The following is a 12,852-nucleotide window of genomic DNA, read 5'->3' as shown; positions in this document are numbered from 1 at the left end:
CTTTTTCGAAGTAAAACTCCTTATAACAAAACCATGTAGAGATATTTCGTCTTTTAATAACACAAAATTTTAAAGAATCCATGTTACTACATCGTAAATTACTACATTCAACTCAACAATTTACAGCATTAAAAAATAATACATAACTTACGTATTAGTGATGTATGTAAGTATTAACTAAATTCTAGTCACAGTAGAAATTTTCTGCTATTAAATATTAGTATTACATTATATATACCATTTATCTCATCAACACTTAAAATAGGTGCATATTAACTTTTTTAATTTACTAATAAAAAACCCTGACCATTTAAATAATAAAGTCTTATGCTTTACATAACATAAAAAATATTTACAATAGTTAGTATACTATTCTTTTTTAGTATATTTAGGAGTTAATTCAGGGCAATCAAATTGATAGAAGGTAATGTTTATAAAAAATACAACTATACACTAGCAATGATGCTAGGAGTGATGGGAGCTATATCTATGGCACCTTTCCACATGTTCATTGCTTTGCTTATAGCATTTTCTGGATTCTATGTTGTGTTATCGCAAACCCAAAGTACAAAACAAGCTTTTTTTTGTGGGTGGTGGTTTGGTTTTGGGTATTTCACTGCCAGTTCATATTGGGTTAATGTACCATTAATCATTCAAAGCAAAATCTTTTGGCCACTGATACCTTTTACCCTTGTCCTTTCAGCATCTCTATCATTATTATTTGCCACAGCCGCAGCAATTAGTTATACAGTTAATTACAAAAAACTACTTGGATTAATAACATTCTCGTTATCTTTCACTATTGCTGGAATGTTATTAGGATACATAGCACCTTGGAATCTGTTTGCCTATTCTTGGTCTTTCTCTACAGAAATGTTGCAAACTGCTTCATTATTTGGAACATATGGTATGGAATTCCTTGCTATATTCTGTAGTACAGCTGCTGGAGTGTGTATAAGAGATAAAAGCATTTCTTCATGCATTATTGCATTACTAACACTGGTAAGCATGTTTATTTATGGAAGCAATCGACTATTAAACAATCAAGAACAGAAATATAATCATGATGTAGCCATACGCATAGTACAAGGAAACACTGAAAGTCATTGGAATGGAAATGAAGAATTAGAATATGATATATTTCAAACATATCTACGCTTAACCAGCAAATATGGTCTAAATTCAAGAACACATGTAGTTTGGGGAGAAAATTCCTTCCCATTCTTGAATGGTACAAACAATAGTTCAATACAAAACTATCTTAAGTTCACCATCCCAAAATTCTTAATTGCTGGAGGCACAAGATTTGAAAACAATAAATTTTATAACACATTATTTGTTATTAATGATAATGGACAAATAATCGACTATTACGATAAACTGCACCTTGTTCCATTTGGGGAATTCATACCATCCATACTAAAAAATCTGATTCCTCAAGATATCGCAGACAAACTTAATTATACCCCAGGAATAAACAAAGAAAAATCTATATCGTTAAATAATCAAAGTCCTTTTATACCTTTAATATGCTATGAATCCATTTTTAGCAATGAAGTTGTAAGTAGGTGTAGAAAAGGGCAATGGATCATTAACATTACAAATGATGGTTGGTTTGGTATAAGTTCCCAACCTTATCAACATTTAGAAATTAATCGCGTAAGAAGCATTGAAAATGGGCTACCTACTATAAGAGCAGCAAACAGTGGTATTTCTGCTGTAATAGATAGTTATGGAAGAATTATTGATTCTTTACCTATAATGACAGAAGGCATAATTGATTCATATTTACCCTACCACATAAGTGAAGGAACTATATATTCTAGATATTTGAATAAATTCATTACTATCCAATTTGCTACACTAATCATGTTGATATTAGTACTGTCAAGGTTTATACTATCTAAACTTAAGACTCACAGAAGTTGATAATATTCAAAATCTTCCTACTTATATCAATTAGTTGAGGTTTTCATTAGACTAAAAATACTAGGAAACATTGGGTTGTAAAAACTCGAACATCAGAACTCACCATCTTTTCACACTTTAGAATTAACAATAATCACTTTATAACAAAAATTCACTGCCAAATTTTACTCTTACAGATATGATAAAAACACGTGCATTATAAATAATTATACTATGCGAAACTAATATCACAGACAAAATAACATTATTACACGATTAGATTCGTACTAAATCACAGGAAAATAATTATCAACAAAAATATATACTTAATAATACAACTTAACATTCAGTCAACATATTATTTATCCATTTTTTTATATTGTCTGGTTACCCAATATCAATAAGCAGGTGACAGATTTACCTAAAACATAATACTAGAAATAGTTCTACCATTACCATAATTAACACTATCAATAAAATTTCTGAAAAAGTAATGATCTCCACACAATTTTAGTTTACCTTGCTTTTTCATAAAACATCACATGATCAATTATGATAGTCTAAGGCTAATTTCACACTCAACGTATATAAGTTTACTTACATCAAATTTTTATTCTACACAAATTATTCTTAACATTACTTAATTGCATACATAAGAAATAATCATTCTGAAAAAGTAATGATCTCCACACAATTTTAGTTTACCTTGCTTTTTCATAAAACATCACATGATCAATTATGATAGTCTAAGGCTAATTTCACACTCAACGTATATAAGTTTACTTACATCAAATTTTTATTCTACACAAATTATTCTTAATATTACTTAATTGCATACATAAGAAATAATCATATTGTATTTTTCAAAAGAATTATTTAATTTATGAGTTCTTCATTATAATTGTATAGATTAATTACTTCTACACACAGTCTCTCCATATTGAGTATTAACTCAAACCTATCTTAGGTCCACAACTGACTATACAATAACATATCTATACTAGAAAAGATATATCCCTCCTGACCCGTATAAACAACAACCAAACCTTATAACAATGTAATTAATTTTCACCATGTGCTAATACAGATCCGACTAATTCTCTCCTAAATCTTTCAAAATTAATGTTAAGCTCATCTTAGGTACCACAATTGACCAGCAATAACACATTCTATACTAAAATGAGAACGATACACCACGGACGGGGCCAGAAGAATGACAATCAATCTTCATCGTATGCTGCTTGTGTTGATACAGCTCGATTATTTCCCTGCACAACCTCTTCATATAGAGCATTAACGTTAAAACTTATCTTAGGTTGCCATAATTGACCAGCAATAACACATTCTATACTAAAATGAGAACGATACACCACGGACGGGGGGCCAGAAGAATGACAATCAATCTTCATCGTATGCTGCTTGTGTTGATACAGCTCGATTATTTCCCTGCACAACCTCTTCATATAGAGCATTAACGTTAAAACTTATCTTAGGTTGCCATAATTGACCGGCAATAACACATTCTATACTAAAATGAGAACGATACACCACGGACGGGGCCAGAAGAATGACAATCAATCTTCATCGTATGCTGCTTGTGTTGATACAGCTCGATTATTTCCCTGCACAACCTCTTCATATAGAGCATTAACGTTAAAACTTATCTTAGGTTGCCATAATTGACCATGCACTGACATATCTATATTAGAAGAAGAAGATGCCCCTGAACGCATAAATGATAATCTAGCTTTAGATACTACAGCAAATTGCAATAAAGAAATATTTGCAGATGCTACACCACTAGCATTATCAATCGCAAACTGCAAAGCAGCTAAAATATTACCACTCTTTATATTAGCTCCAGCATTAATAAAATTAAATACTGTATTATTTTTATATAATCCAATCTGAGTTAATGCAGCAACATCTGATTTACTTTGAACATCTAATAATTCTACAATAAATTTGTTAAAATCCACCCCAGCAACATTCACACCCTTAGCAACTATTTCCATCTTACCATCTAAGGCATTAACCCAATCAACTAAAGTTCTCCCTTGAGTTTGAATGCTACCACTTATACTCACATTTCCAGTAACTCCATTAACATTTATATACTTAAGCAAGCTATTTACCCCAACATTAGCTATAGATATAACAGCAGACAATGAAGAAGTATTAGATCCCATACCTACCTTACCACTAGCTGACACAAATCCATCATCTACTTTAAACATAAGCTTGTTAATAGACATCAAATTATCTTTCAAACTAGATGAAAATACAAAATTAACTAAGGTACTATCTCTAGAAACAAAATTTTTAATATTGATATCAATGTTACCATCTACATGCTCCAATCCATAGAACTTGAAATCTTCATTTGACCATTTTATATTACTTACTCTATTTGATTCATCAAAAATATTACGTATCAAAGAAGGAAATTTTATAAAAGCAGTATTATACTTATTCCCTTTAAGATTAACTAATATCTTTGGCTTTAAATCTTGAGATCCAATAGAAGCTTTAATAAATCCATTAAGATCAGATCCATCAGCACCATGAAAGCGTATTTTATTAATGCCAAACTTACCTTGCACTATACTTACTAAAAAGCTCAGATTATCAACTTTCTGCTTTTGAATAACAAAATTATTAATATTAGTATCAACATTTATTTTATACTTTATGTCCTTTAACCATCTCATCAGCATAAAGTTTTCTGTATTTAATTCCTCATCTATTTTATATTGACTAAAATCAATATTACGTATCTCAACATCACCAATAACAGAGCTACTTTTCTTATCATGTTTTATTTTTAATTGTCCTTTCATATCCCCAAAATTCTCAGTTAACACCTCAATATGAGATAAAGAAAATACCCTAGGAGCTATATATAAATCACTCTGTATAGAAAATCCACTACTAGGCTTTGAATCAACTTTTATGGGAAATAACCACTTGGCAAACGAATAAAAGTCATCTCCAATTATCTTAAGTTTCCCATGAAAATTAGAAATTAAATCATTACTAGCAACATTACCTTCAATATATAATACATTATTATTTCCAGGTAATATTGCTGTCATTTTATTAACATTAACTTTTCCTTGTAATATCGCCAAATCTATTATTAAATTAGTAGATATTTTGCCATGGTATTTTATTTCCCTAGCACTAGCTTTAATATTATAGTTCAAATTTTCAGATATCAATGTATTGAAGTAATCAAGGATACGAGAGTCTCTTTTGTATACACCCTCCTCACGGTTAAGACCATATAAACGATCTATATCAATTTTTGCAAAATCAATGTTACTATCACACGACATATAACTTGAACAAACAACTTTTCCTACACCTTCTACACTGTCAGTAAATATTTTGAAATCACTTAATGCAAAAGCTTTATCTGACAATTTCACATTACTAGACAAAGAGAATTTTTCATGTGAATTAATAAAAGAAAAGATAGAAGTCTTATTTGTTTCAGAAATATCATTAATAAACTGTGAAAAGTCACTCCCATTAGCTAATATCATACCATCAAATTTACTATCACTAGCCATACCAGACAAAGTTACTTTTGTTAACTGAGAATAAACATCCACATTAATCCTATTATGTTCCCCATCTCGTGATATGTTAGCAACTAAGTTATAATCATTTTTACCAATACTTAATAAACCACTTATTACTCTTGCACCATTAACTGTGTTTATAGTACCATTTTTAATTGACATAGGTTTACTCTTAAAAGATGTACCATCATAGTTTGTATTAACAACACTATTAACAATATTAAATGTTCTTATATTAAAACTCTTATGTCGAGATGAAGAAAATAGATCTATAAGATCCCTCAATGAAACATTTAACCCATCTATAGTAACCGTATCAATTTTAGGAGAAAATAGTAATAAAGATAACAATGATATTTTTAATTCAAGCTGATTAACCAATATTGTTGACTTATGATCTAACAGTTTGCTATGACCTTCTATATATAAATTATTAATTACAATTTTAGGTAAAATAAATTTCCCCGTAATGTCCCCTACCCCTTTTACAGTTATATCACTTGATATATCTTCTATTTGTTTAAGCACATGCGATGTATAGTAAGAATCCCAATTAATAAAGAACGGAGAAATTATTAAAAACAATATAAGTATTAAAATAACTCCACCAGAATATATTAAAAATCTCATCAACGAACCAAAATAATATTTACTCTTTGTTTATCACAAATAATATTAATCATGTATAAAAATATCAGGAAAAGCATAATCTAATAAATAGCCACACTTAATAAATAATTAATAGAGTTACATATCATATACATGCAACCACCCCATATAAGGAAGATTAAAAACTACTATTATTTGAAGATGCAAGCACAGTAAGATTAAGAATTTCAGAAACAGAAGAAGACATTTGTACAACTTGCACTGGCTTTTCCAAACCAATTAAAATAGGGCCTATTACAGACACTCCAGCAGCTCTTTGTAATAGCTTAGAAGATATACTAGCACTATGAAGAGTCGGCATCACTAAAATATTCGCTTCACCAGTTAATTTACAAAAAGGATATAATGTTAATAATTCTGAATTAAGTGCAGTATCAACAGACATTTCACCATCGTACTCAAAGCCAACATTATAACTATCTAAAATTTTTATAGCTTTTCTCATCTTTTTAGCATCTTCCTGAGAATGACTACCAAAGTTTGAGGAAGAAATAAGACCAACACGAGGTTCATATCCCATTTTCTTAGCTTGCATAGATGCTTGAACTGCTATCTCAGCAATTTGCTCTGGAGTTGGAGATTCATGTATAGCAGTATCTGCAACAAATATAGTACGTTCTTTCATCACAATTATTGACAAGCCAAATACAACACCTTGAGAACCTATTACTTTTTGTACATCATTAATAGAAGCAGAATATCCTCTTGTCACCCCAGTAATCAACACATCACCATCACCACATGCAAGCATACACGCTGCAAAAACATTACGGTCTGTCTTTACATCTCTGACACAACTCCTATATAAATACCCTTCACGTTGTAATCTCTTATATAAATAGTCTGTATACTCATCATTCCGTTGAGAAATTGCTGCATTTGCAATTTCTATACCTTCTGTATCTTTAATACCTAAACGGTCAAATGCTTCTCGCACTTTATCAAGACGCCCTACAAGTATAGGCAATCCGTATCCTTGATTACGCCACTGTATAGCAGCCTTAATTATTTTTTCTTCTTCTCCCTCTGAAAAAATAACCCTTTTAGGATCACACTTAACAGCATTATACATCATATTAAGTACATTAGAAGTTAATGATAATCTTGATGCTAATTGCTTAGTATACTCATCCCAATTCTCTATGTTTTTCCTAGCAACTCCAGAATCAATAGCAGCTTTTGCAACCGCAGGAGACACTACAGTGATCAACCTCGGATCAAACGGAGTAGGTATAATGTAATCTTTTCCATAATTCATTTTACGACCACCATAAGCATCAGATACTTCATCGCTAACATATTCACGTGCTAACATAGCAATTGCATTCGCTGCAGCTACTTTCATTTCATTGTTAACTGACTTAGCACGCACATCTAACGCACCTCGAAATATATAAGGAAATCCCATTACATTATTAATCTGATTATTATAATCCGATCTACCAGTAGCTATAATGGCATCAGGTCGAATCTCACGTGCAATATTAGGATTAATTTCAGGATCTGGATTTGCTAAAGCAAAAATGACAGGATCTTTACTCATAGACAACAGCATATCTCTACTCAAAACATCCTTAACTGATAATCCAAGAAACACATCAGCCATCACTAATGCATCTTTCAAAGACCTATCTTTTGTTTCAATTGCATGCTTTTCTTTCCATTCATTCATTCCAAGCTGTCTACCTTTATATATCACCCCATTTTGGTCACATAAAGTTATATTATCAGCAGGAACACCTATCAATTTTATCATTTCAAGACATGCAATACCTGCAGCACCAGCACCATTTATGACTATTTTAATATCTTTAAAGCTTTTACCTGTAATATCAAGAGCATTAATAAGTCCAGCAGTTACAATAATAGCAGTACCATGTTGATCATCATGAAATACTGGGATATCCATCATTTCATTTAATCTTTTTTCAATAATAAAACACTCAGGAGCCTTAATATCTTCTAGATTTATGCCTCCCCAGCTTAATCCTAAATACTTTACAGCATTAACAAACTCATCTACATCAGAAGTGCCAACTTCTATATCCACTGCATCAATATCAGCAAATCTCTTAAATAAAACAGCCTTACCTTCCATAACAGGCTTTGATGCCAAAGGTCCTATATTACCTAATCCAAGCACAGCCGTACCATTTGAGATCACAGCAACATAATTTCCTCTTGCAGTATACTCATATACTAAATCAGGATCTCTAGCTATTTCTAAACAAGGTATTGCAACACCAGGAGAATATGCTAATGATAAATCTCTCTGTGTTAATAAAGGTTTAGTAGGTAATAGGGAAACTTTTCCAGGCTTTGAATCCTTACAATGGAATTCAAGGGTTTCTTTTTTCTTTTCATCAAAACCACTATTTTCAAGATCTATCATAAAAATACTCAATAACACTTCTTTTAAAGCCTCATCTGTATACTGCTATACAACATAATATGTCAAGCTTTTAACAAAACGTCACTGACATTAACAATGTCTTTAATAAACAATAAAAAGATATATATATTGATACTACAATCATATATAAGCACATGTACTCATTAAATGAATATTTTATTAATTGTGTAGTAACTTTTCGTCAACGGTACGTACAATGCTCGCATATTGTCAAACCTTCACACAATATATTACTCTTCTATAAGCTGCACTACAATAGTTAAAAATAACACTTTTAATTATAATTAATATTCTTCATAACATATAAAATGCAATCAAACCATCACATATCAACAAGCTATTTATATATATAAATTACATTAACTAATCTATAAGCACAAGTGTGGTTTAAATTAAGACTACCACATCATACATATCAACATAAATCCAAACACACTATTATGAATATATGGGGGGTATTATTAATAGTCTTAGCAATATATACATGTTAATATCGTGAAATAGAGAACTGTAATAGGATAAGACATGTCTATAGTATTTGCTTTATCTAACATCAGCAAATCTTTTGGAAAAGATAATGAAATACCCATTATAATAAATGCAACTTTACAAATAAAGAAAGGAGAAATTTATATATATAAATTACATTAACTAATCTATAAGCATAAGTGTGGTTTAAATTAAGACTACCACATCATACATATCAACATAAATCCAAACACACTATTATGAATATATGGGGGGTATTATTAATAGTCTTAGCAATATATACATGTTAATATCGTGAAATAGAGAACTGTAATAGGATAAGACATGTCTATAGTATTTGCTTTATCTAACATCAGCAAATCTTTTGGAAAAGATAATGAAATACCCATTATAATAAATGCAACTTTACAAATAAAGAAAGGAGAAATCGTTGCTTTAATAGGAAGATCAGGTTCTGGTAAAAGTACATTACTACACATTGCTGGATTACTAGACACTCCAGCTTCAGGGAGTATATTTATAAACAACATAGAGTGTACAAACAAAACCTCCGATAAAGATAAAACTTACTTACGTCGTCATTTTTTAGGATTCATTTATCAATTTCATCATCTACTACAAGAGTTTTCAGTATTAGAAAACGTGATGCTGCCACAAATTATCACAGGTCAAAGTAAATTCATTGCAAAAAAAAATGCCATGGAAATTCTAAAACGTGTAAACTTACAAGATAAATTTTCAATGTCAATATCACAACTTTCTGGAGGAGAAAGACAACGGGTTGCAATAGCAAGAAGTTTAATCAATTGTCCCTTAATAATTTTAGCAGATGAACCAACTGGCAGTTTAGATAACAGCACTGCACTTGAAATATTTTCTTTATTACAAGAGTATGCAAAAGAAAAGAGTATTGCCATATTTCTTGCTACACATAATCACAGTTTAGCTCAGAAAGCATGTCGCGTTGTTGAGATATGCTCAGGCACGTTACGAAGTTTATAATAGTCATTAAATATGATTTCAATAAAACAAGCCAGGCTTCAATGCATTTAAAAGATAACATTTTCATATTTCCTTGCACTTGAAATATTCGCTTCATTACAAAAATATGCGAAAAAAATTTCGCCATATTTCCTGCTATACATAATACAGTTTAGTCCAGAAAGCATGTCGCATTGTTGAGATATGCTCAGGCATATTAAGGAGTTACAATAGTAATTAAATAGATTTCAATAAAACAAGCCAGGCTTCAATGCATTTAAAAGATAACATTTTCATATTTCCTTGCACTTGAAATATTCGCTTCATTACAAAAATATGCGAAAAAAATTTCGCCATATTTCTTGCTATACATAATACAGTTTAGTCCAGAAAGCATGTCGCGTTGTTGAGATATGCTCAGGCATATTAAGGAGTTACAATAGTAATTAAATAGATTTCAATAAAACAAGCCAGGCTTCAATGCATTTAAAAGATAACATTTTCATATTTCCTTGCACTTGAAATATTCGCTTCATTACAAAAATATGCGAAAAAAATTTCGCCATATTTCTTGCTATACATAATACAGTTTAGTCCAGAAAGCATGTCGGCATTGTTGAGGTATGCTCAGGCATATTAAGGAGTTACAATAGTAATTAAATAGATTTCAATAAAACAAGCCAGGCTTCAATGCATTTAAAAGATAACATTTTCATATTTCCTTGCACTTGAAATATTCGCTTCATTACAAAAATATGCGAAAAAAATTTCGCCATATTTCTTGCTATACATAATACAGTTTAGTCCAGAAAGCATGTCGCATTGTTGAGGTATGCTCAGCATATTAAGGAGTTACAATAGTAATTAAATAGATTTCAATAAAATAAACTAGAGTTCAATGTATACAAAAAAACAACGTCCCTATCATTCCCTTCATCTAAACCTTTGACTGGGTTTGAGATTTATACATCATTACATAAACCTAAAGTTCCAAGAAAGTAAAATCTACAGTATTGATTAGCTGGATCTAAGATATAAATACGCTTTACATCTTCATTAATAAAAAGACAATGCCTTTATCATCCCTTTACTTAAATTTTTATACTTTCAGAATCTATAACATTACTAATATTAAATTGAACTTAGAAAATCTTACAACGTGTTTCCACTATCAAGAATAACTTAAACTTAATGATAGAATAACAGCAATACTAATATTGCCTATCTTAATACAGATTGCAACCCTAAATAAAAAGCACATTCATCATTAATCTAAAAATTGCTTATTACTACAAAAAATATCAAGAGTATGTAATATGTATAATACTGTAACTTAATTTATTGAAACATATTAGCTCTAAAGTCATATGTTGCCTTTAATAAGATTAGCTACTTCACCAGCAAAGCCATATAAACCATTTTTAACATTACTCAAATATACATATAACCTTTATTTATCACTTAACGGATGAAATTCTAGTAATACATTTTTTAGTTTTTCACTGGCAATATGAGTATATATTTGCGTGGTTGTTAGATTAGCATGCCCTAACATCTTTTGTATAAAAATAATATTTGATCCATTATTCAACAAATGAGTCGCAAAAGAATGTCGAAGTTTATGAGGAGACATGCGAGTAGCATCAATACCAGCATTTACTGCTAGACCTTTCAATAGTTGACCCACCCTTTGCCTTGTTACATGATTATCAAATTTTGTTCCAGGAAATAACCATTGTGATAGTTTACATCTGTTAGGAACAAAACATTCATAAACCTCCATATACTTCTGTATACTTGTCATGGCAAAGAGATTTAGTAATACTATCCTCTCTCTCTTTCCTTTGCCTTGAATCTTCATATGACATATTTCTGTATTACCATGATCTAACGCCTCCTTTACTTCACGAAATTTTAAACATACTAACTCAGAAATTCGCATACCTGAGGAATACAATATATTAATAATAGCATTGACCCTCCTTCCATCAGGAGAAACATCTAAAGCAGCAAAATCAAGTAATGTACTAACTTCTTCAAAACTTAAAGCTTTTGGAAGAGAACGAGATAATTTAGGAGAATCTAGATATAAAGTAGGATCATTTTCAATTATATTATCCTTATATAAAAATCTATATAAATTTTTAATAGCAGATATCTTTCTTGATACAGTATTTGCTTTATATCCTTTCTCATATAAAAACCTGACATAATTTTGTAACTCATTGATATTAGTATCTATTAATAGAAGATTATCTCTATCAATAAATTCGCAAAGCCCAAATAAATCAGTTTTGTAACTCTGATAGGTATTATGAGATATATGTTTTTCCGCTGTTATTGCTTCAAGAAAAATATTCACATATTTTTGGTTATCCATACCAACTAACCATTTGCATATCTTTGAATTCTAACACATAGTAAATTTATTGTAATAATAAACAAAAATACTTGTACAGCAACTGTACTAATGATTATTAATTTTTCATAATATGCACTAATATAGCACTAAGACCTTCAAAAACTGTACTATATTATCCATCTGATACAGTGGAAAACATGTGATTGAAACACTAAAAAACACCAACCATATACATCGATACATAACGTATCCTCCTAATTGTAATAATAAACAAAAATACTTATACAGCAACTGTACTAATGATTATTAATTTTTCATAATATGCACTAATATAGCACTAAGACCTTCAAAAACTGTACTATATTATCCATCTGATACAGTGGAAAACATGTGATTGAAACACTAAAAAACACCAACCATATACATCGATACATAACGTATCC

The 12,852-nt window shown here is 30.3% G+C and carries 7 protein-coding genes and 1 pseudogene; 3 read left to right on the top strand and 5 right to left on the bottom strand.

Features of this window, described 5'->3' with window-relative positions:
* The first annotated feature begins 414 nt into the window (after positions 1 to 414).
* The gene (lnt, locus tag MR76_RS00545) at positions 415 to 1,929 is read left to right on the top strand and encodes an apolipoprotein N-acyltransferase (RefSeq protein ID WP_024071755.1); all 1,515 of its coding nucleotides are present in this window, start codon (positions 415 to 417) and stop codon (positions 1,927 to 1,929) included.
* Between the two features lie 1,199 nt (positions 1,930 to 3,128).
* On the opposite strand, the gene MR76_RS00540 is transcribed toward lnt, so the two are convergent.
* The 4 genes from MR76_RS00540 to MR76_RS00525 all read right to left on the bottom strand — a co-directional run bounded on the left by MR76_RS00540 (position 3,129) and on the right by MR76_RS00525 (position 8,556).
* Positions 3,129 to 3,317 (bottom strand): hypothetical protein, encoded by a 189-nt coding sequence (locus MR76_RS00540; protein WP_024071754.1) that lies wholly within the window; start codon positions 3,315 to 3,317, stop codon positions 3,129 to 3,131.
* Positions 3,307 to 3,459: a hypothetical protein gene (locus MR76_RS00535; protein ID WP_158407221.1), complete on the bottom strand. Its 153-nt coding sequence runs from the start codon at positions 3,457 to 3,459 to the stop codon at positions 3,307 to 3,309. Before MR76_RS00535 ends, MR76_RS00540 begins: the two co-directional genes overlap by 11 nt.
* Before the next feature lie 23 nt (positions 3,460 to 3,482).
* Entirely contained in the window at positions 3,483 to 6,125 is a 2,643-nt protein-coding gene (locus MR76_RS00530) for an AsmA family protein (protein WP_024071752.1), read from the bottom strand.
* A gap of 157 nt (positions 6,126 to 6,282) precedes the next feature.
* Positions 6,283 to 8,556, bottom strand: a complete 2,274-nt coding sequence (locus tag MR76_RS00525; protein WP_024071751.1) for an NADP-dependent malic enzyme — start codon at positions 8,554 to 8,556, stop codon at positions 6,283 to 6,285.
* A gap of 546 nt (positions 8,557 to 9,102) precedes the next feature.
* Between MR76_RS00525 and MR76_RS04775 the strand changes: the two are divergent.
* Positions 9,103 to 9,207, top strand: a pseudogene (locus tag MR76_RS04775) (ABC transporter); the annotation flags it as partial.
* A 183-nt stretch (positions 9,208 to 9,390) separates the two neighbouring features.
* Positions 9,391 to 10,068, top strand: coding sequence for an ABC transporter ATP-binding protein (locus MR76_RS00520; protein ID WP_024071749.1), 678 nt, complete (start codon positions 9,391 to 9,393; stop codon positions 10,066 to 10,068).
* A 1,429-nt stretch (positions 10,069 to 11,497) separates the two neighbouring features.
* Here MR76_RS00520 and MR76_RS00515 read toward each other — a convergent pair.
* On the bottom strand, positions 11,498 to 12,427 hold the full coding sequence (locus MR76_RS00515; RefSeq protein ID WP_024071748.1) for a tyrosine recombinase: 930 nt from the start codon (positions 12,425 to 12,427) through the stop codon (positions 11,498 to 11,500).
* Positions 12,428 to 12,852 lie beyond the last annotated feature (425 nt).

The organism is Ehrlichia muris AS145 (genome assembly GCF_000508225.1).
In the GTDB taxonomy this organism is placed as follows: Bacteria; Pseudomonadota; Alphaproteobacteria; order Rickettsiales; family Anaplasmataceae; genus Ehrlichia; species Ehrlichia muris.
The sequence above is the reverse complement of the archived record's forward strand: the minus strand, read 5'-3'. Positions and strand labels throughout refer to the sequence as shown.

Coding starts and splice junctions, on each gene's coding strand:
- MR76_RS00525 (WP_024071751.1), bottom strand. CDS start 8,556: ATGATAGATCTTGAAAATAGTGGTTTTGATGAAAAGAAAAAAGAAACC.
- MR76_RS00520 (WP_024071749.1), top strand. CDS start 9,391: ATGTCTATAGTATTTGCTTTATCTAACATCAGCAAATCTTTTGGAAAA.
- MR76_RS00540 (WP_024071754.1), bottom strand. CDS start 3,317: ATGAAGATTGATTGTCATTCTTCTGGCCCCCCGTCCGTGGTGTATCGT.
- MR76_RS00515 (WP_024071748.1), bottom strand. CDS start 12,427: ATGGATAACCAAAAATATGTGAATATTTTTCTTGAAGCAATAACAGCG.
- MR76_RS00530 (WP_024071752.1), bottom strand. CDS start 6,125: ATGAGATTTTTAATATATTCTGGTGGAGTTATTTTAATACTTATATTG.